21 protein-coding genes are annotated in these 21,942 nt (G+C 30.7%); 14 read left to right on the forward strand and 7 right to left on the reverse strand.

The window, feature by feature from the left end:
* The first annotated feature begins 186 nt into the window (after positions 1-186).
* Complete coding sequence (locus tag L3J35_06350; GenBank protein MCF6365809.1) at positions 187-573, forward strand: hypothetical protein; 387 nt, start codon at positions 187-189, stop codon at positions 571-573.
* A 668-nt stretch (positions 574-1,241) separates the two neighbouring features.
* On the opposite strand, the gene ubiA is transcribed toward L3J35_06350, so the two are convergent.
* Entirely contained in the window at positions 1,242-2,114 is an 873-nt protein-coding gene (ubiA, locus tag L3J35_06355; protein MCF6365810.1) for a putative 4-hydroxybenzoate polyprenyltransferase, read from the reverse strand.
* A gap of 102 nt (positions 2,115-2,216) precedes the next feature.
* On the opposite strand from ubiA, the gene L3J35_06360 reads away from it, so the two are divergent.
* Positions 2,217-2,825 carry a sigma-70 family RNA polymerase sigma factor gene (locus L3J35_06360; protein MCF6365811.1) on the forward strand — a complete coding sequence of 203 codons (609 nt, stop codon included), beginning with the start codon at positions 2,217-2,219 and terminating at the stop codon, positions 2,823-2,825.
* 53 nt (positions 2,826-2,878) lie between these two features.
* Positions 2,879-4,021 (forward strand): hypothetical protein, encoded by a 1,143-nt coding sequence (locus L3J35_06365; GenBank protein MCF6365812.1) that lies wholly within the window; start codon positions 2,879-2,881, stop codon positions 4,019-4,021.
* 35 nt (positions 4,022-4,056) lie between these two features.
* On the opposite strand, the gene L3J35_06370 is transcribed toward L3J35_06365, so the two are convergent.
* Both L3J35_06370 and L3J35_06375 read right to left on the reverse strand, forming a co-directional pair.
* On the reverse strand, positions 4,057-4,416 hold the full coding sequence (locus L3J35_06370; protein ID MCF6365813.1) for a hypothetical protein: 360 nt from the start codon (positions 4,414-4,416) through the stop codon (positions 4,057-4,059).
* 108 nt (positions 4,417-4,524) lie between these two features.
* Positions 4,525-5,193: a YggS family pyridoxal phosphate-dependent enzyme gene (locus tag L3J35_06375; protein MCF6365814.1), complete on the reverse strand. Its 669-nt coding sequence runs from the start codon at positions 5,191-5,193 to the stop codon at positions 4,525-4,527.
* Between the two features lie 108 nt (positions 5,194-5,301).
* On the opposite strand from L3J35_06375, the gene L3J35_06380 reads away from it, so the two are divergent.
* From L3J35_06380 to L3J35_06390, 3 genes are read left to right on the forward strand one after another with little or no spacing between them, the layout of a single operon-like run.
* Positions 5,302-6,522: a PAS domain-containing protein gene (locus tag L3J35_06380; protein MCF6365815.1), complete on the forward strand. Its 1,221-nt coding sequence runs from the start codon at positions 5,302-5,304 to the stop codon at positions 6,520-6,522.
* A 3-nt stretch (positions 6,523-6,525) separates the two neighbouring features.
* Positions 6,526-7,635, forward strand: a complete 1,110-nt coding sequence (locus L3J35_06385; GenBank protein MCF6365816.1) for an acyloxyacyl hydrolase — start codon at positions 6,526-6,528, stop codon at positions 7,633-7,635.
* Between the two features lies 1 nt (position 7,636).
* Entirely contained in the window at positions 7,637-8,383 is a 747-nt protein-coding gene (locus L3J35_06390) for a DUF2807 domain-containing protein (protein MCF6365817.1), read from the forward strand.
* Here L3J35_06390 and L3J35_06395 read toward each other — a convergent pair.
* Together L3J35_06395 and L3J35_06400 are read right to left on the reverse strand one after the other, a co-directional pair.
* Positions 8,380-8,727 carry a DUF6150 family protein gene (locus L3J35_06395; GenBank protein ID MCF6365818.1) on the reverse strand — a complete coding sequence of 116 codons (348 nt, stop codon included), beginning with the start codon at positions 8,725-8,727 and terminating at the stop codon, positions 8,380-8,382. The two genes, L3J35_06390 and L3J35_06395, sit on opposite strands and share 4 nt — an antisense overlap.
* A gap of 37 nt (positions 8,728-8,764) precedes the next feature.
* The gene (locus L3J35_06400; protein MCF6365819.1) at positions 8,765-10,186 is read right to left on the reverse strand and encodes a phosphotransferase; all 1,422 of its coding nucleotides are present in this window, start codon (positions 10,184-10,186) and stop codon (positions 8,765-8,767) included.
* 114 nt (positions 10,187-10,300) lie between these two features.
* Between L3J35_06400 and L3J35_06405 the strand changes: the two genes are divergently transcribed.
* A complete protein-coding gene (locus tag L3J35_06405) occupies positions 10,301-11,722 on the forward strand; it encodes a T9SS type A sorting domain-containing protein (protein MCF6365820.1) in 1,422 nt (473 codons plus the stop codon).
* A gap of 108 nt (positions 11,723-11,830) precedes the next feature.
* On the opposite strand, the gene pckA is transcribed toward L3J35_06405, so the two are convergent.
* On the reverse strand, positions 11,831-13,447 hold the full coding sequence (pckA, locus tag L3J35_06410) for a phosphoenolpyruvate carboxykinase (ATP) (GenBank protein ID MCF6365821.1): 1,617 nt from the start codon (positions 13,445-13,447) through the stop codon (positions 11,831-11,833).
* Between the two features lie 247 nt (positions 13,448-13,694).
* Here pckA and L3J35_06415 point away from each other — a divergent pair, with 247 nt between their 5' ends.
* From L3J35_06415 to L3J35_06440, 6 genes are all read left to right on the forward strand, one after another.
* Entirely contained in the window at positions 13,695-14,687 is a 993-nt protein-coding gene (locus tag L3J35_06415; protein ID MCF6365822.1) for a hypothetical protein, read from the forward strand.
* Between the two features lie 205 nt (positions 14,688-14,892).
* Positions 14,893-15,327, forward strand: a complete 435-nt coding sequence (locus L3J35_06420) for a BatD family protein (GenBank protein MCF6365823.1) — start codon at positions 14,893-14,895, stop codon at positions 15,325-15,327.
* 17 nt (positions 15,328-15,344) lie between these two features.
* Positions 15,345-17,189 (forward strand): BatD family protein, encoded by a 1,845-nt coding sequence (locus L3J35_06425; GenBank protein ID MCF6365824.1) that lies wholly within the window; start codon positions 15,345-15,347, stop codon positions 17,187-17,189.
* Positions 17,190-17,200: 11 nt separating this feature from the next.
* Positions 17,201-17,959 (forward strand): tetratricopeptide repeat protein, encoded by a 759-nt coding sequence (locus L3J35_06430; protein MCF6365825.1) that lies wholly within the window; start codon positions 17,201-17,203, stop codon positions 17,957-17,959.
* A 13-nt stretch (positions 17,960-17,972) separates the two neighbouring features.
* Complete coding sequence (locus tag L3J35_06435) at positions 17,973-18,146, forward strand: hypothetical protein (GenBank protein MCF6365826.1); 174 nt, start codon at positions 17,973-17,975, stop codon at positions 18,144-18,146.
* A gap of 4 nt (positions 18,147-18,150) precedes the next feature.
* Positions 18,151-19,980 (forward strand): YgiQ family radical SAM protein, encoded by a 1,830-nt coding sequence (locus tag L3J35_06440; GenBank protein MCF6365827.1) that lies wholly within the window; start codon positions 18,151-18,153, stop codon positions 19,978-19,980.
* 6 nt (positions 19,981-19,986) lie between these two features.
* On the opposite strand, the gene L3J35_06445 is transcribed toward L3J35_06440, so the two are convergent.
* Entirely contained in the window at positions 19,987-20,733 is a 747-nt protein-coding gene (locus L3J35_06445; protein MCF6365828.1) for a M15 family metallopeptidase, read from the reverse strand.
* An 81-nt stretch (positions 20,734-20,814) separates the two neighbouring features.
* On the opposite strand from L3J35_06445, the gene L3J35_06450 reads away from it, so the two are divergent.
* Positions 20,815-21,912, forward strand: a complete 1,098-nt coding sequence (locus L3J35_06450; protein MCF6365829.1) for an ABC transporter substrate-binding protein — start codon at positions 20,815-20,817, stop codon at positions 21,910-21,912.
* The last annotated feature ends 30 nt before the right edge of the window (positions 21,913-21,942 follow it).

The raw sequence follows: 21,942 nt of genomic DNA on the forward strand, positions 1-21,942 counted from the left end.
ACTTTAAACAGAAAAATTTATTATTTCTCTGTGTTATTTGTTTTCGACCGGCATTGCATATTAAGAATATGATGCTAAACTGCACTTTTTCATAATTGTAGATTTTATCTGCATAAATGCAAACATGTAAGAAAATTAAGTAAGCCTATTTTTGAAATTAATTATACAGAAGAATACAAAAAGATTATAAAACAAGAGTTGATTGATAATTATCCGGATAGTGGAAAACTAATTGAAAAACAAGGAAAAGGCACACCACAAGGCGGAGTAATCAGTCCTTTACTTGCCAATTTGTTTCTCCACTATGTTTTGGATAAATGGCTGTCAATAAAGTATCTGCAAATAAGATTTGTGTGTTATGCCGATGATGCGATTATACATTGCAGAACAAAATCCGAAGCCGATGCAGTCTTAAAAGCAATAAATGAAAGAGTTTCAGAATGCAAATTACAATTGCATGAAAAGAAAACAAAGATAGCCTATTGCAAGGATTACAGACGCAAAGAGAAGTTCGAGAATGTAAAGTTTGATTTTCTTGGATTCAGTTTCAAACCGCAAAGACAGAAGATATAGCAGAACTGTTAAATCCGAAAATCAGAGGTTGGATAAATTACTACGGCAAATACAGGAAATGGGAATTAAATCGTACTTTACGCAGACTTCACAGACGTTTAGCGAAATGGTTATTAAATAAATACAAACGTTTAAAGTGGAGTTTCCGAAGAGCATTTAAATTGTTGCATAAGATAAAACTATCTAAACCAACACTATTTGCACATTGGAAAGCCGGATATAATTTATGATTGAATAAGAAGAGCCGTGTGAGGGGAGACTTTCAAGCACGGTTCTGTGAGAGGCTTGCGGTAAAATTCCGCTTGCCTACTTGAGCAAAACAATAAATAGACAAAGCCGTTCGGAATAGCGTCTTCGCTGCTTCGGCAATAAACAGTAGCTTGCAGTTGCTTAAATGCGACAGCATTTATCATGTTCAATTAAGGCTGTACTCGGTTCGGCAAACGGTTTGCATCCGTTGTTATATTGTAAAGTTATTTTTATAATATTTACAAATTTTTCATTATTTTTATCAAAGCAAAACAAACTGCGGTAAAATGCAAAACAAAACATAACACAATACTGCTTCGGAAGTTACAAAAAACAATCGAGGTTGAAACCTCGAAACTTGAAAATACACAATTGAAGGCTCAACTTCTAATTACCTATGCTGTAAAAAAAGAAAAAACTTAACCGATATACAAACTAACAATCGTAAAAACAGCAAAAATAACACTTGCAATTCCGTTCACCGTAAAAAATGATAAGTTTACTTTACTTAAATCATTAGTTTTTACAATAATATGTTGATAAAATAACGAAGAACCGAAAAAGAATGCTCCCGCCCAATACCAAATTCCCAAAAAATCGGCACCTATTATTCCTGCCCAAATAATAAATCCGGCAGTAATGAGATGCAGCAAAATTGAAAGATTTAAAGCATTCTTTTTTCCTATAAAAGCAGGAATTGATTTCAATTTTTCTTTTTTGTCAAATTCCTCGTCTTGAAGGGAATAAATAATGTCAAAACCTGCCGTCCAAAATAATACTGTTAATGAAAATAAAACAGGAAGTAATGAAAATTCACCGGTAACGGCTAAATATGAACCTACCGGAGCCAATGAAAGCCCCAGCCCTAAAACAAAGTGACTTAATGCCGTAAATCTTTTTGTATAACTGTAGCCGAGAACCACAATTAATGCAACCGGAGCAAGCATAAAAACGAACATATTAATAAAAAATGTTGCAATTAAAAACAAAACTGAATTGATAATTACAAACCATAAAGCATATTCGGCTTTTATTTTACCGGAAGGAATTTCTCGAATAACAGTTCTGGGGTTTTTTGCGTCAATTTTTCTGTCTAACCATCGGTTAAAACCCATAGCAGCATTTCTTGCAAAAACCATATCTAATAACACTAAAATTAAAATCTTAATACCTTCATTTGAAAAAAGGTTTGTTTCGGTTGTTTTAACAGCAAGAAAAAAACCGATAATTGCAAAAGGCATTGCAAAAATAGTATGACTGAATTTTACAAGAGATAAGTAATTCTTTATCATCAAAATTTGAGCTTATATCAATTAGTTCACAAAATTAACTTATTTGTTCAATTTTAACTAAAATTTCTTAAATTTGTATTTCTTTTTCAAAACATAAAATATTTGGGTAAGCTAACTGAAATATCTGATAATAACTTAGTTTCTTTATACAAAGAAAACGGCAATAAAGAAATTATCGGCGAGTTATATAAACGCTACACTCAATTTGTGTTTTTGGTTTCCATGAAATATCTAAAAAACGAAGCTGAAAGCAAAGACAGTGTTATGCAAATTTTTGAAAAACTATTTAAAGACTTGCAAAATCATAAAGTAGATAACTTTAAATCATGGCTGTATATGGTTACTCGCAATCATTGTTTAATGTTTTTACGAAAGCAACAAACTATTTTAAAAAACCGACAAGAACTTAAAAAAGATTCAGAGAATTTTATGGAAAATGATATGAATTCTCATCTTATGGGAAATGATATCGAAGAAAAGAAAATTGAAACTATTCAAGATGCTGTTTCTCAATTAAATAAAGAACAGCAAGAATGTGTTAAATTGTTCTATATTGAAGGAAAATCATATTCGGAAATTGAAAAAATTACAAATTACTCGTTAAAAAAAGTAAAGAGTTATATACAAAACGGAAAAAGAAACCTAAAAAACATATTAACAAAAGCAGGAATATCAGCCATAATACTAATTTTTATCTTACTCGCTCAATGAATCCCAATTTCAATAAAATATTCGCCCGAAGTACATGTCTTACTAAAAATGAGATGATTGAGTACGTGTCAGGTAGTTTGTTCATTGAAGACAACCGAAAGGTTGAGATTCATTTAGCTGACTGTGAGGTGTGTAATGATGAAATTGAGGGATTATCAAATATGAAAAATATTGAGAAATTAACTCTTATTATTTCTTCCCTAAATGATAAAATTGATACCCGAATTAACCAAGAAAAATTTAAGATACCTGCAAATTCATCAAATAAATTTAACGTAAAAAGAATATTTTCAATTGCTGCCTCTGTTGCATTGTTGATAACAATAGGTTATGTAATTAATAATTTTGCAGATAAAAGTTCTGACAATCTTGCACAATCAGAATTAATAAACGAGGCTTTGCCGGGAGAAGCTGAATTAACAACAGAATCGGAAGCTATTGACGAACTTAAAGAAACAGAAAGCTCAATTTCAGAAGATGTCAATACCGTTTCAGCGGAAAAGAATGAAGAAACAGTTGATATAACAGCAAGTGAAGATACTTATATCGAACAAACCAACCTGGCAATAACAGATAAAGGGGGAATTGTTGAAGATGCCGAAACTGAATATGTTTATACAGAAGAAACAGTCGGTGAAAATATAAATACAGAAACTGACGAAGTTGTTATTGCTTCATATACTGACAGAAAAAGAAAAGAACAACCGAATGATACTGACGAAAAAGCTGATATAGAAGAAGACAGGTCAAAAAAAGAAAGTGCAAAATCAATGTTCGGTTTCACGAAAAGAGGTATTACATCGGGCAGTAATGAAACAAAACCGGCAGCAGGAATTAATTATCTGAGCATGAGAAACAGCGGTTTATTGTCTTATGATGTTAAAAGCTATGAAGAAGCAATTGAAGAATTTAACAAATACTTAACTTATAAACCGGAAGATTACGAAATTGTTTATAAATCAGGAATGTCTTATTATTACTTGAAAAAATATAATACTGCAGTCACAAGATTTAATAAGATAATTAACGGCGACATAAATAAATATGTTGAAGATGCACAATGGTATAAATCAATAATTCTTATTAATCAAGGAAAAGAAAATGAAGCTTTATCACTTTTAAATCAAATTGTATTTAAAAACGGAAAATACCAAAAACGTGCTTTGGAGGCAATTAACCAAATTGAAAATAAATAACAGGCATATCCTAAGGCGAACAACTGTTTAATCATTTATTTAACTTCAAAAGAAATCAGGTGTTCATGATAATATTCTTTTTCACTTTCTCCTGCTTCGTAGTAGGTGCCTATTTCCCATGTAACTTCTAACAGTTGCCCCTTATATTTTCCATCAATAGGGTCGTTATGATATAATGTTACTGTATCGCCCGCTTCTGTTTCAAAAACACTATATGCATAATCATAATTATCGTCAAATTCGATAAACTTCAGCACATTTGTGTACTTTTCTCCCGGTTTGAGAAGGGTATTATCAGGTGCTATTTTAGAAGAAAATCCATCTTCATCAACTTGTGCCGCACAAAAACTTGCTGATAATAAGGTGATTATGTTTATTAATACAAGTTTTTTCATTGTTCAAGATTTAAGAATTATATTACCAAGTTCTTATTTTTTTTTGAATAATCCAAAAAGTGGCCTCGGAAAATGCAAATAAAGAAATGAAAACCGGCAAAAAAATAATCAATAATTTCTTGCACCGAAAATTGTACTTCCGATTCTTACTATTGTTGAACCTGCTTCAATTGCAATTTCATAATCTCCCGACATCCCCGTTGAAATCTCTGTAAAACTCTCTTTATCAGAAAAATATTTTGCTTTAATATTCTTAAATAAATTCTTTAAAAACTTAAATTCTTTTTTTATTTGCGATTTGTCTTTTGTATAAGTTGCCATTCCCATTAAACCGGAAATTTTTACATTTTGCAATTTGTCAAATTCCGGGTTTTCTAATATTTGCTCAACTTCATCTTTGTTTAAACCGAATTTAGTATCTTCTTCCGCAATGTGTATTTGCAGCAAACAATTTATTGTTCTGTTATTTTTTTTTGCTTCCTCATTAATCTTCTTCAATAACCTTAAACTGTCAACAGCATGGATTAAAGAAACAAACGGAGCTATAAATTTCACTTTATTTCTTTGCAAATGACCTATAAAATGCCATTCGATATCTTTCGGCAATCTTTCATATTTTTCCGTTAAATCTTGAACCTTGTTTTCACCGAAAATTTTATGCCCGATGTTGTATGCCTGCATTATATCTTCATTCGGTTTTGTTTTTGAAACCGCAACAAGTTTCACATTATCAGGTATTTGCGATTTTATTTTTTTAATGTTTGATTGTATGCTCATTATTAACTTGTTTGAACACACAAAACTATAAATAATAAAGTATCATTAAAACTTAATACTTCTAAATTTGAGAATCCTGCAATTTATTTTAATTTTGAGAAAAAAAACATGTCTGAGTTTATTAATAATATTGCTGTAAGAAGAGAAGAATTAATTGCTTTTTCAGTAGGAATAATTAACGGCGGAAAACGAAAAGATTACATAAAACGCTATCAAACAGCAATTGATAATTTAACAGCCGAAGATGTTATTTTTGTTACCGATAAGTTAATTGAAAAATACAATGTTGAAATTGTAAAGGAAAACATCGGTAAAATTTTGAATATTTTTTATGAACCCCTTAAAAAATTGAAAAGAACTGAAATTGAAGGAAACAGCTTTTTATATTTTCTTGAAAAGGAAAACAGAGAAGCCGAAAAGATTTTAAAAAATATTAAAGAACTTCTGAAAAAGATAAATAAAAGCCCGAATGCTTTATCTGAAACAAAAGAACAACTAAAATCATATTTTGTTAAATTTCAGGAATTTGAGAAGCATTACTCTAAAAAAGAAAATATATTTTTCTCGTATTTTGAAAAAAAATACGAAAACCATACTTGTCTAAAAGTAATGTGGGCTTTCCATGATGAAATTCGTGACAGCATAAATAAAAATATTGAAATATTAGAAGGCAAAAAACCTGATTTGAAATTGCTAAACAAAGAAACCGGAAGATTTTTCTTTGCGGTTATTCCTGTTATTTTCAGAGAAGAACATATTTTGCATCCCTTTGCTCTTGAACTTTTCAGCAAAAAAGAATTTAACGAAATGCTGTTGCAAAGTTTTGAAATTGGTTTTGCATTTATAAAAACTCCCGAAAAACCTGATATTATAGTTAAAGAAGAAATACAAACAACTGATTATTCAAAATTAGGAAATCTTTTTGCCGATTTAGAGACAGGAATATTAAGTCATGAGCAAATAAAAATGATGATTAATCATTTGCCGGTTGATATTACTTTTGTTGATGAGGATGATACTGTTCGTTTTTTTTCAAATCCGAAACATCGTTTTTTTACACGTTCAAAAGCAATAATCGGCAGAACGGTTCAAAATTGTCATCCGCACGAAAGTGTTCATATTGTTGATGAAATTGTTGATTCTTTTAAAACCGGAAAAAAAGATAAAGCAAGATTTTGGATTCAAATGAAAGGACGATTTATTTTAATCGAATATTATGCACTAAGAAATAATAAAGGAGAATACAAAGGTACAATTGAAGTAAGTCAGGATATTACCGAATTAAGACAGCTGAAAGGAGAACAACGTTTATTAGATTGGAAGAAATAGTTTGTGAAAAAGACCTCAAAACATATTATAAAAATTCTGGTAATAACTTTTTTGCTGTTTCCAAAAGCAAGTTTTTCTCAAAATACTTTTTTTAACGATTCTCATATCCGAATTAATTATTTGCATGGTTTCTTATTGCCTGAATACGGCTTTGTTTCTTATTTAACAAATAACAATATAACTGCCTTTGAATTTGATGTTTACAAAGAACTTTACGGTAATAAACTTTGGCAAAGAGTTTATAAATATCCTTCAATAGGAATATCTTTTATACACACAAGTTTGGGAAATGATGATGTTTTCGGAAATGCAACTGCCGTAAATCCTTACATCAGATTTAATCTGTTAAATAAGCAAAAAATTAAAATTGAATATAATTTAGGCGTAGGATTAACTTATGTAAGTAAAAAGTTTGATTTTGATTCAAATTATAAAAATATTGCAGTCGGTTCGCATTTTAATATTTGGCTTAATACCGAACTTACTGCTTCATACTTAATTTATAAAAATATTTCATTGACGGCGGGAACGGTTTTTAATCATCTTTCAAATGCAAATTTGGAAGAACCCAATATTGGTCTTAATTTGTGGGATTTTATGCTGGGAATTGATGCTCAGATAGGAAAATCAACTGAGAAAAATGTTGAGCCGGTGCCTGTTTTTAAAGATAAAAACCAATTTGCATTTATTCTTGCCGGAGCAAATAAACATACACGCCGTTTTGCAGAAAAAACATATTTTGCCGCTTCCTTATCTTTCGAATATAAACGAATTTTAGGGCATAAAGTAAGTTTAGGAAGCGGTGCAGATTTATTCTATGATTCTTCCGTACCCGATGAAATGTTTAAAGAAGAAATTACGAATATTAAAGATTTATATAAATACAAAACCGGAATCCATTTTTCGCAAGAATTATTAATCGGGAAACTATCATTAGGAATTCAAGAAGGTTTCTATATTTTGCTGACCGATAAATTAAATCATCACAAAATGTATAACAGAGGAATTATCAGATATAAAATTTCAGATCATTTCTTTGTTAATATGGCAATGAAATCAAATATCGTAGTTTTGGATGTTATGGAAATAGGACTGGGTTATTATTGGAATTAAAATGAAATGTTTTTTGTACATATTGCTCATAATCAGCTTGTTATTTTCTTGCAGGAAAGCAGATGATTGCTTAAGCAATGCAGGAAAAGAAATTGTTGTTGAAAGTTCTCTTAATGAGTTTGATACATTATTCGTAAATGACATTTTTACAATTTATTTAATACAAGATACATTTAATCAAATTCGAATTGAAGGCTATGAAAATTTTGTAAACTCAACAACTTTTGAAGTTAAAGATAATTCGTTGTTTTTGCAAAATGAACATAAATGTAAATTCTCAAAACCGAATAAGAAAGATATTTTTGTTTTTATTACGATTAACGAAATAAGCAGAATTCGTTTAAATGAGGCATCAAAAGTTATATCTGAAACAGAACTTAATAACGACAGTGAAATCGGGCTGATAATAAATTCAAAATATAACGAAGCTGATTTGAATTTAAATTGCAAAACATTTTATTATTGGAATACACATTTAAACGGAGGAAAAATAAATTTAAAAGGCAAGGTTGAGAACTTAAGATTATGGAACACAAGTTTAGGAAGTGTAGATGCAAGCAATCTTTCGGCAAAAAATGTTCTGGTTGATACTGATTCAAAAGCAGATTGTAAAGTTGTCGCAAACAGTAAATTAGATTGTACAATCAAAGGACAAGGAAATGTTTATTATTCCGGAAATCCCGATATAATTATTTTGAATGATACTGTTTCAACAGGTAAGTTAATTTATTCCGAAAAAAAGGATTAATACATCAAATGTTTTTTCGATGAACTTCTCCAACCGGCATCACTTTTATAATCGCTGAACCAAATTTTTATATCTGCATCACTCTTATAATCAACAAAATATACCTTTTTGTCAGCATCACTTTTGTATTTTACGAAAAACCATTTTCCGTCATTGCCCGAAGCATCACTTTTATAACTGCATTTATAAACAACTAAATCAGCATCACTTTTGTAGTCGGTTACATAAACTTTTACGTCAGCATCGCTTTTATAATCACAAGAAAATACTTTTTGTGCATTAATATTTACACCCGAAAAAACAGAAATAAAAATAACGATAATTAAAATTTTAGTTGCTTTCATAATTTTAAAATTTGGTTAATTTATTCCAAAGATAATATTAAAATCCTTCGGTGTGAATAATTTCAACATTAATATTAAAATTTTCTTTTAAAAATAAAGCAGTTTTCTCAGCAAAATAAACAGAACGATGTTGCCCTCCGGTACATCCGAAATTAATTGCTAAATTTTTGAAACTTCTTGATTGGTAGTTTTTTACCGAAGCAGAAACAATTTGCTTTACAGCTTTAAAGAAGTTATGAGTTTCCTGCAAATTTTCTAAAAAGTCAACAAGCTTTTTATCTTTTCCGCAAAGTTTTTTGTATTTTTCAATTCTGCCAGGATTATCAATAAACCTGCAGTCAAAAACATGTCCGCCGCCGTTGCCGGTATTATCATAAGGGATTCCTCTTTTGTATGAAAAACTTTTTACAGTTACTTTTAGTTTGTCATTTTGTTTTATGTTGTTTAATTTTTCAGAAACGGTCAATTCTGTTAAAACTCGTTTTAATTCAGGTAAATTATTAAGTATTTCAACAGTTTTAATAATTTTTTTTAAACTTTTTAATCTCGGAGGAATGCTGTCAATATAATGTTGTTTTTTTTCAAATAAACCTCTGTAACCGTAAGTTCCCATTGCTTGCAATATTCTTATCAAAATATATGCTCGGTATAGTTCTTTGAATTTTTTTCGGTCAATTTTAATTAATTTTTCAACACAATCAATATAATAGTTCAACAATTCAGTTTTGACACCTTTCGGAATATCAGCTTTTGCTTCATACAACATCGAAGCAATATCATATTGCAAAGCACCCTTTCTACCTCCCTGATAATCAATAAAATAAACGTCATTGTCCTTAATCATTATATTTAATGACTTAAAATCACGGTATAGAAAAAAACTTGTGTCGCCGGTCAATAAATACTCTGTTAATTTATTAAAATCATCTTCCAATAATTGCTCGTCAAATTTAACATCCGAAAATTTGAGGAAATTATATTTAAAATAGTTTAAATCCCACATTATTGATTGCTTATCAAAAGCAGCACGAGGATAGCAAATCGAAAAATCTAAATTCTTACTTCCGTTAATTTGAAGTTCGGTAAGTTGTTTTATCGATTTTTTGTACAGATTAATTACTTCTTCAGGAAAAATATCTCCTTTTCTTAACTTTTGTGAAAAATCAAATAAAGATACATCTCCCAAATCTTCTTGTAAATAGATGTGATTATTAAGTTCTTTTGCATATATCTTCGGAACATTAATGCCGTTTTTCAAAAATACTTCTGACATATTTATGAAGGCAATGTTCTCTTTTTTGTCGGTATTGTATGTTGCAATTACCGAACGTTCTTTACTTTTTATTCTGTAGTACAATCTTGAAGAACCTGAAATCGGTAATTTTTTGACAGATGTCGGCAGCTCATTAAATGTATTATTAAATAAATCTTTAATATTTTGTATTGAGTTCTTCTGCATATTTATTTTTTAGAATTCAAAAATACAAAAAAGTATTGCATAAGTTTAAGTAACCGGTGTATATTTTAACACAAGTTTATTTTTTATATATTTGCCTGACTAAAGTTAATTAATATGAATAAACTATTTACTTTTTTATTTGCGGTTTTAGTTTCCGCAAATATTATCGCACAAACAAATGTAAGCGGAAATCAATCGGGAACATGGACAGCAGCAAATTCACCTTACAATGTTACGGGAGAAATAACAGTACTTGCAGGTGAAGTTTTAACAATTGAACCCGGTGTTGAAGTTAATTTTCAAGGATATTATAAGTTTAATATATTCGGGAACTTGCAAGCAATAGGAACCGAAACAGACAGTATATTTTTTACGACGGATAATCAAGCAACAGGCTGGGGAGGAATTAGAGTTGATGTTGCAGATATTAATGACGTTATAAATTTAACTTATTGCAGAATTGAATACGGTAAAAGTGCTGCAACAGATTATCCTGATATTCACGGCGGCGGTTTAGCTTTGTTTAGCTCAGATGCAGTAATTTCTCATTGTGTTTTTGCCGATAATGATGCAACAGGCAATGATAACGGAATGGGAGGTGCAATATATGCGATTAATACCGGAAATCTCAGCGGAGTTTCTGCTACTTCAATCAGCGATACAAAATTTATAAGAAACCATTGCTACGGAGAAGGCGGAGCAATTAAATTTACTTCTGACGGAAATACCGAAATAACAAATTGCGAATTTATCGGAAATGATTGTCTTTACGGCGGCGGAGCAATTTCATTTTATTCTGTTGTAGGCACAAAAATGATTAGATGTCTTTTTGCCGACAACTATACAATGTATTCAAACGGCGGAGCAGTTCATATGCTTGGTTTTAGCAACACTTTATTTTTTAAAAATTGTACAATTACCGGAAATCAGGCTGTAACCGGTGACGGCGGCGGTGTTTATATCGTTAACGGAGTTATTGATTTTGTAAATTGTATTGCATACAATAATTCTGCGATGTACGGAGGAACACAAGGAGATAATATATATGTAACTCCTGACGGTTCAACAGCAACAATAAATTACTGTAACTTAATAATGCCGGAATACGGAAGCTCCGGAGCAAATAATATTAATGTTAATCCTTTATTTGTTGATGCAAATAACGGAAACTTTCATCTTCAAGAAATTTCTGAATGTATTGATGCCGGTACTGATATTGGTTTTTCGTATGAAGGAGATGCTCCGGATATGGGTTGTTTTGAATACGGTGTTCCGAATAATGTAAATAAAAACGATATCTATGATTTTATTGTTTATCCAAACCCGGCAAAAGACTATTTTACAATTCAAAATATAAAAAATGCAGAATACCTATTGCTTTTTGATATTTCCGGTAAAGTTATTTTAAGCCGAGGATTGTTTAAAATGAATAAAGTAAGAATTAACACTTCCGATTTTAAAAGAGGTATTTATTTTATAAATATATTTTTAGAAAACAATAAAATAGAAAGCAATAAAATAGTTTTATCAAAATAGCCTAAATTATATTATTGTGAATTTTTTTAAAATAATTAAAAAATAATTTTGCAGATTAAATAAAAAAGCTCTGAAATTTCAGAGCTTTTTTATTTGACTATGTATTATTTATATTTGTGGACCTGCTGCAACTAACTTTTTTGCGTCTTCACTATCTGTAAAGAATTCAAAATTATCAATAAATCGTTGTCCCAAATCCATTGCTGCTGCATCCCAGTCTTTTGCATCTCTCCATAAATTTCTGGGGTTAAGCAATTTGTTGTCAACATTATTTATTGCTTTCGGAATTGCCAAATTGAATATAGGCAGATTTTCAAATTCTGCATTATCTAATGAGCCGTCAAGAATCGCATTAATAATTGCACGAGTTGACGGAAGGTCAATTCGTTTTCCTGTTCCGTATGCACCGCCTATCCATCCGGTATTTACGAGGTAACCGGTTGCTCCGTTCATTTCCATTTTTCTGATTAATTCTTCTGCATATTTTGTAGGGTCAAGCAATAAGAAAGCAGCACCAAAACAAGCAGAAAATGAAGGAACAGGTTCTGTAATACCTCTTTCAGTACCGGCAACTTTAGCAGTATATCCGCTTATAAAATGATATTTAACTTGGTCAGGTGTTAATTTAGATACAGGAGGTAATACACCGAATGCATCTGCAGTTAAGAAAATAACTTTTTTTGCATGTCCTGCTTTTGAAACAGGTTTAACAATATTATCAATATGATATATCGGGTATGAAACACGTGTATTTTTAGTTTTTGAAGTATCTGCAAAATCAATTACACCGTTTTTATCAAAACCTACATTTTCTAATAAAGCATCTCGTTTAATGGCTTTATAGATATCAGGTTCTTTTTCCGGATCTAAATCAATAGTTTTTGCATAGCAACCGCCTTCAAAGTTAAAAATTCCGTCATCATCCCAACCGTGCTCGTCATCACCGATTAAAGCTCTGTCTGGGTCTGCCGATAAAGTTGTTTTACCTGTTCCGGAAAGCCCGAAGAAAATAGCAGTATTTCCGTCTTTCCCGACATTTGCAGAGCAGTGCATTGCTGCAATTCCTTTAAGAGGAAGATAATAATTCATAACAGAAAAAATTCCTTTTTTCATTTCACCGCCGTACCAGCTTCCGCCGATTACAGCCATTTTTTCTTTTAAGTTAAAAGCTGCATATACATCACTGTTAAGACCTTGTGCTTTCCAGTTAGGATTTGAGGTTTTTGATGAGTTAAAGACAACAAAGTCAGGTTCAAAATTTTCAAGTTCCGATTCTGTAGGGCGTATAAACATATTTTTTACAAAATGTGCTTGCCATGCAACTTCAACAATGAATCTTACTTTTAATCTTGTGTTTTCGTTAGCTCCGGCATATCCGTCTTGAACATATAATTTTTTTCCTGATAATTGTTTGATGCTGGTAGCTTTTAAATCTTCCCAAATTTCAGAAGAAATAGGTTTATTGTCGGAAGCAGGTCTGTGTTCATTTTTCCACCAAATATTACCTTCATTTTCTTCTTCTTTTACAATATATTTATCTTTTGGAGAACGACCCGTAAAAATCCCGGTATCAACCGTAACAGCATCTAGGTTAGTTAGATAACCTTTTTCAAATCCTTCCAACTTATCATCTGTTTCATGTTTAAATAACTCTTCATACGAAATATTGTGGAAAATTTCTTTTACATCATTGATTCCGTATATACTCAAATCTAATTTTGCCATTTTTAATAAGTTTAGTTTATATTTTATTAAATGCAAATTAAAAGAATATCATTTTAATAAATTGAAATATTGACCTATTATAAAACATTTTTGAAGTTGTTATATAATATAGTATAAAAAAAACTCTTTTGTGTCGTGCCGGAATTTTAATAATTTTGTGAAAGAATTGACGTTTATTTTATTAAAATGTAATGGGTTTCATTATGTATTTTAATATGTTTGTTCGAGGTTTTAAATTTTATTATAAATGAAACAATATATCATAATACTGATATTTTTATTATTCGGAATAAATTCTTTTTCACAATACGAACGAAAATATATTCGCTCGGGAAATAAAAATTATAAAAAGGAAGAGTATAATAATTCCGAAGTTGAATATCAGAAAGCATTACTTGAAGACTCATCCTCTTTAGCTGCAAATTTTAATTTAGGCAATGCCTATTATAAGCAGAATAAATTTGATTTAGCTGTGCAAAAGCTTACCGAATCACTTAACTTGTGTGATAATAAAAATGAGAAGGCATCAATTTTCTATAATTTAGGAAACACTAAGTTAAAGCAAGCTCAAAATTTATTAAAACAAGGTAATGCAAAAGAAGTTATGAAAAAAGTTTCAGAAAGTATTGAGGCTTATAAAAATGCTTTACGAAATAATCCTGCCGATAATGATGCAAAGTTTAATATGCAAATTGCAAAAGAAGTTTTAAAACAATTAAAAGAACAACAAAAACAGCAAGAAAACAATCAAGACAGTCAAAATAAGCAACAAAAAGACGAAAAAGAAAACAAAAATCAAGGTAACCAACAAAATAAAGACAGAGACCAAGGTAAAAACAAAGATTCGGATAACGACGGAATTCCCGACAGCAAAGAAAAGAATGAAGATAATTCCGGAAAAAAACAAAATCCCGATACTGATAAAGACGGGAAAAAAGATTTTGAAGACACTGATTCGGACAATGACGGAATACCTGATTCATACGAGGCAGGAGATAATCCTGAAAACCCTAAAGATACAGATAAAGACGGTATTCCGGATTACAGAGATACTGATTCTGATAATGACGGTATTCCGGACAGTAAAGACCCTGATGCAATACCGAAAGCAATGAAAATTTCGGACGAAGATGCCAAACGTTTATTGCAGTATATGCAAGAAAAAGAAAAAGAAACATTAAAAAAAGCTAATTTAAAGAAAGCGAAAGGGACAAAAGTAAAAACTGAAAAAGATTGGTAATTTGTATAAGTGACAATTCGTCAGTATAAAAAAACTTTTTAAATTATTTCGTTTTATGCAATAATTTTAATGATTAAGAAGTTCTGCGGATAAAAAGCAAATTCCCACATTCATTTTTATTTACAGTAGTCATAAATTTAATTTATTGCATACATTTTGTTATTTTACTTTGGCAAAAGTTGTTTAACTTGTAAATTTGTAAAATATGAAGAATTTAATTTTAGTATTGTTTGTAAGTGCAAGTTTTTCTTTAAATGCACAAGTAGAATTTAAAGCAAGTATTTCAAAAGATGCAGTAATAACAGGTGAACCTTTTAAATTAGAGTATAAGATTAATCAAAACTTTGACAACTTTACTTTACCTGACTTTGAAGGCATAGAACTTATTTCAGGTCCGAATACGTCAATGCAGCAAAGTATCAATTTCACAAACGGAGAAATGCAAAAAACAACTTCGGTTACTTATACTTATTTTTTAAAAGCAACAGAACCCGGCATACAAACTATTCAACCGGCAGAAGTTAAAATCAATGGCGAATATTTTTATTCAAATTCTGTTGATGTGATTGTTGTTGAAGGCAATTACCATAATCCGAAAGAAGACAAAGGTAAAAATATTAAAGGAACATCAAGGTTATAGTTAGTGATATATTAGTTATGAAGAGAATATTGTTATATGTTTTTTTATTTGTCTTTATTGCATCTTGCGAATACGAAGTAAGCATTGAAAGCAATTCTTCCGGAGAAAATATTTCGAAACCCGATACTGATAAGCAAGAAATAAAAACTGATATAAAATTTACGGCAGAAGCAGAAAAGATAGTTGAAGGCGGTGAGGTTTTTCAAGTGACATATTCAGTAAATGCAAATGTAAGTAACTTCTCTCCGCCAAATTTTAAGAATTTTGATGTATTAGCCGGTCCTTTTACTTCATCGTCTTCCTCTACGCAAATAATAAACGGAAAGAGAAGCAGTAAGGTTTCAAATTCATATATTTATAATATCTCGGCACAAACCCCGGGAACATATACAATTTCGGCTGCTGAAGTTAGGGTAGGAGGAAATACCTATAAGTCAAATACACTTGAAATTAAGGTAATAGGTGAAGCAAAGCAGAATAAAACAAATAACTCAAATAATAATAAAAGGCAAATATCAAATAAAGATATTTTTTTAAGTACTGAATACAGCAGCACTAATGTTTACAAAGGAGAATATATAATAGCAACAACAAAAATTTACACAATAAAAGATTTTCAAAATGTATCCGAAATAAAATTCCCTGATTATAACGGGTTTTGGTCAGAAGTACTGAAAGCACCGCGACAATTAAATTTTAAAAATGAATTGATTAACGGAAAAAAATATAAATCGGCATTGTTGAAACAAACATTATTGTTTGCCCAAAAACCGGGTAATTATACTGTTTCTCCTTATGAAATTGAATTGCAAATTAAGAAAAAAGACGGAAAAACAAGAGATTTCTTCGGAAAAATTGTTGACAACTATAAGCTGATTAATAAAAAGTTAAGTACAGGAAAACAAACTATTACTGTAAAACCTTTGCCGCAACCAGTACCTGATAATTTTTCGGGAATTACCGGAAAAAATATCAAAATAGAAGTTAATATCGACAATAACAACATAAAAACCGATGAAAGTGCAAATTTACAAATATCTGTTTCAGGAAACGGAAATTTATATTTACTGAATGAACTGAAATTAGAACTACCCGAAGGAATTAAACATTTTAAACCGCAGGTTGAGAAAACAGAAAAATATACCGAAAAAGGAGCATATTCCGAAAAACAATTTAATTATATTATTGTCGGTAATAAAACAGGAACTTATTCATTGCCGGCATTTAATTTTGTATATTTCGATACGAAATCGGAAACTTATAAAACAGTTTCAGGAAAAGAAATTAAATTAAATGTTGAAAAAGGTTCAGGATACATTTCTCCGGAAGATTTAGATAAGAACAAATTAAGTAAAGATATAAGACATATTAAAACTGAGAATCCTAATTTTCTTAAAATTAATTCAACATTCGGCGGTTCGTTTTTGTATTACTTATTGTTTGTGATTTTATTATCTGTATTTTTTATCTTTTTACTTATACGAAAAAAATATATTGCTGCAAACAGCGATATTATTAAAGTAAAAAAGAAAAAAGCCGGTAAAGTTTCTCAAAAACGACTTAAAACAGCTTATAAATTTATGAATGAAAATAACGAACAAGCGTTCTATAAAGAAATTTTAACAGGTATTTGGGGATATTTAAGTGATAAAATGTCTGTAAATGCTGATTCATTAACTAATGAAAGCATTCAAAAACTTTTGAAAAAAAGAAATGTTTCTGATGAAACAATAAGCAAAATGATGAATGTTATAGAAATTTGCGGATATGCACAATACGGACCGTCAGGAGACGAAGGAAAACCTGAAAAAATATATGAAGATACAGCAAAAATTATTAACGATTTAGAAGCATCTTTATAAACTTTTAATACATGAAAAAAATCCTAAACATAATTGTTGTTATTGTTTCTTTTTCTACTGTCTCATTGTCAGGCAATTATGAGCAAAAATTTAAAGAGGCAAATAATTTATATTCACAAAATAAATTTGAAGAAGCATTAAGTTTATATAATGAAATTATTTCCGGAGGCTTTGAATCTGCAGATTTATATTACAATGCGGCAAATACATCATACCGTTTAAACAGAGTAGGAGAGAGTATCTATTTTTACGAAAAAGCATTGCAATTAAATCCGAATAATGAAGATTATAGATACAACCTCGAATTAGCCGAATTAAGAGTAAAGAATATTCCGAATGTTTTACCGAAAACGGCAATAATTACCTTTTTTGATGAATTGGTTTATTCTGCATCTGTAAAATTCTGGGCTAAGCTCAGTATCGGATTGTTTGTTTTGTTTTTGCTGCTGTTTTTTTTATACATCAAATCGCAGCATTCTCGACAAAAGAAAATAATGTTTTTAGGCTCTGTTATCATTTTATTCTTTTCTTTGCTTGCTGTATTTTTTACACAATATCAAAGTTCCGCTTTAAAATCAGATTCAACGGCAATTGTTATTATAAAAGAGTTTCAAGCAAAAAGTTCCCCCGATAATTCGGCAACAGAGTTATTTCCGATTTTTGAAGGTTATAAAGTTGAAATTGAGGATAGTTCTGATGATTGGCTTGAAATTAAATTGACCGACGGCAAAAAAGCATGGATAAAAGAAGAAAACATTAAACGATTATAATAACTGAAATATAATGAACAAAACAAAACTTGCCAGAATCTTTATGTTGATATTCGGAGTTATATTCCTTACAGCAGGCATTATTACTTTTCTTGCCAAAATAGATATGACTAATAATTTCGGCTTTTTTCTTACCGGAGGATTATTGGTATTTCTCGGTTTAACTTGGAAGAAAAATAAAGAGTAAATATATGACTCTGCAACACAAAATTACCGATTTCCTTCCTACAACAAAAAAAGAACTTAAAGCTTTTGATTGGGACGAACTTGACGTAATCATTTTCTCCGGAGATGCTTATGTCGATCATCCGGCATTCGGAGCAGCTGTTATCGGCAGAGTAATTCAAAATGCAGGTTTGCGTGTTGCAATTGTTTCGCAACCGAACTGGAGAGATGATTTGCGAGATTTTAAGAAGCTTGGAGCTCCGCGTCTGTTTTTCGGTGTAACAGCCGGAAATATGGACAGCATGATTAATCATTACACCGCAAACAAACGCCTGCGTTCAAATGATGCTTACACGGTTGACGGTAAAGCCGGACAAAGACCCGATTATGCCGTAACGGTTTATACAAAAATACTTAAAGAATTATATCCTGATACACCTGTTGTTATCGGCGGCATTGAAGCATCTTTAAGGCGATTAACACATTACGATTATTGGTCTGACAAACTTAAACCTTCGGTTCTTATTGAAAGCGGTGCCGATTTATTGGTTTACGGAAACGGTGAAAAATCAATTGCCGAAATTGCCCGCTTGGCTGCAAAAGGAGTTCCTGTTTCAAATATGAAAAATATCCCTCAAACAACTTATTTGACAGGTTATGAATTAAATACAAAAAAGAAAGAAACCAAACATCCTGCTTTATTCTTGCACAGTCACGAAGATTGTTTGAAAGATAAAAAAAAGTTTGCCGAAAATTTTAAACAAATTGAAATTCAGTCAAATCAAATTCACGCAAAAATCTTAAAACAAAAAACAGGAAAATTTTATGTGAATGTCAATCCGCCGCATCCGCTTACAAGCGAAAAAGAATTAGACGGTTTTTACGGTTTGCCTTATACCCGACTTCCGCATCCGAAATATAAAAATAAAGGAAATATTCCGGCTTATGAAATGATTAAATTTTCGATAAATATGCATCGGGGTTGTTTCGGAGCTTGCAGTTTTTGTACTATTTCGGCACATCAGGGAAAGTTTGTTTCAAGTCGTTCCGAAAAATCAATTTTGAAAGAAGTTGATGAAATAACTAAAATGCCCGATTTCAGAGGTACGATAAGTGATTTGGGCGGACCTTCGGCAAATATGTATAAAATGCAGGGCAAAGATTTGAAGATTTGCGAAAAATGTAAACGTCCTTCCTGCATTTTTCCCGATATTTGCTTTAACCTTAATACCGACCATTCGGCTTTAACCGAAATTTACAAAAAAACTCGTAAGCATCCGAAAATAAAACATGCTTTTATAGGAAGCGGCATTCGTTACGATATGCTTTTTAATAAACAAGGTAAAATAGTAGGCGATAAAGCGGAATATACAAAAGAATTGATAAAATATCATGTTTCCGGAAGGTTAAAAGTAGCTCCGGAACATACCGAAGATAAGGTGCTGAAAATAATGAGAAAACCATCTTTTGATTTGTTTTATAAGTTCAAAAAATATTTTGAGGAAATTAATCGTGAGCAAAAAATGAATCAGCAAATAATTCCGTATTTTATTTCAAGCCATCCCGGAAGCAAAGATTCGGATATGGCGGAACTTGCCGGTAAAACAAAAAAACTTGATTTTAAATTGGAACAGGTACAAGATTTAACTCCTACCCCTATGACGGTTGCCGCAGTAATTTATTATTCAGGTTATCATCCTTACACGCTTGAAAAGGTTTACACCGCACGCAGTAAAGAGCAAAAACTTACCCAGAGGATGTTCTTCTTTTGGTATAAAAAAGAATATCGACAAAAAATAAAAGATAAACTTCTGAAAATGAAGCGGAAAGATTTAGTTAAGAAGTTGTTTTCGTGAAGTTAACTACTTTATGCTGTCACAATCAAACCCAACATCACTTACTTTATATTTTGTTCCGCAATCATGTGAAAAATGCCACCATTCAGAATTTATACCGATAAAATGATGTTTTTGCATAATTGTTCTTAATAACATTCTGTTTTGAAAAATTGTATCATTAAATCCTCTGTAGAAAGTACGTCCTTTCATGCTTAAATCATCATGATCGGTTCCCATATCAATGTCATTCCCCTCTAAATCCGTTAAACTCAAATCTATTGCACTGCCTCTGTTATGTCGAGAGCCTGTTGCCGGATTTGCGACCAAGCCCACAATCGGAATTTTTTCCCACATAATTTTTTGAACTGATAACGGTCTGTAGCAATCAAATAATTTTATTTTATAACCTAATGATTTGAATTCGGATTGCACCCGCAATAAATCTTTCAAAACTTCATATCTCAACAAACATTTTGCACAAGGGTATAAAATTGTATCAAGAAAATTGTCGGCTGTTGCATATCTTATGTCGAGAATAAACTCATCCGTAAATAAAGTAACATCAACTAAATCAATATCTTCAAAAGGTGCAGTTAATGTGTCTAAAAAAACGGGTTCCGGCTCGGGAACATCAAACTTAACGAAAGTATCTTTGTTTAAAACTTTTTGTGCGAGCAGTTTATTATCTTGTTCCGTTTGTGTATTATTGCATGCCGAAAAAAGTATTACAAATGTTGAAAATAAAAGGAGGATGTAATATTTTATATTCATAATACGAAGAGTAAACAAAATATAAAAGTAAGAAATAAATATGAAATGAAGATACCTTATTATATATACCTTATATTAATTATGTTTTTAATCAGCTGTTCTCCCGATAAAAAGGAAGCAACGCAAAACAATTCACTAAACATAATTAATAATAAATATGCCGAATTATTCAAAATTCAGGAAGAGGAAGGCATTAAGTTTTTAACAATTTTTGACAAATCAGGAAATAAAAAAGAAGAGTATGTCTTGATTCCGAAAGCACAAAAAATACCGGATTCTTTAAAACAAAACAATATAATAAGAACTCCGGTTGAAGTTGTAGTGTGCCTTTCAACAACGCATATTGCTTTTTTGGACATTTTGGAGCAAACAAATAAGATTAAAGCAGTATCAGGCAGTCAATATATTTATAATGGGAGTGTTAGAGAAGGAATAGAAAGCAATAAAATAAAAGATGTAGGTTATGAAAATTTGCTTGATTTTGAAACATTATTAAGTTTAAAACCTGATATGGTAACGGTTTATGATATTAACGGAAGCATTTCTCCTACGATTAATAAACTTAAGAAATTTAATATCCCGGTTGTTCAAATCAATGAATATTTAGAATCATCGTTATTAGGACAAGCTGAATGGATAAAGTTTTTTGCTGAATTTTTCAATAAAAGAGAACTTGCAAAAACACGATTTAATAAAATATCAAAATCATATAATCAAATGAAAAACTTAACAGATACAATAAAAAATACCCCGACTGTTTTAGTAAATATGCCTTGGAAAGGAACATGGTATATTCCCGGCGGCAAATCAAATATTGCACAACTTGTAAAAGATGCGGGCGGCAATTATTTATGGTCAGAAACAAAAGAAAAACATAACATACCTCTAAATATTGAAGATGTGTATCTGAAAGCAAATCGGGCAGATGTGTGGTTGAATACCGGGCAGGCAAATTCAATAAATAATGTAATTGAAACAGACAAAAGGTTGAATGAGTTTAAAGCAATTCAAACAAATTCAGTTTATAACAGAAACAAACGATTAAACAAATCGGGAGGAAATGATTATATGGAATCCGGCACCGTAAGACCCGATTTAATTTTAAAAGATTTAATTAAAATTTTACATCCGGAACTTTTGCCCGAGCATAACCTTTTTTACTATACAAAATTGCAATAAAAATAGTTAGATTTATTCTAATAATTTATA

Source organism: Bacteroidales bacterium, from assembly GCA_021648725.1.
Classification (GTDB): Bacteria; Bacteroidota; Bacteroidia; order Bacteroidales; family JAADGE01; genus JAADGE01.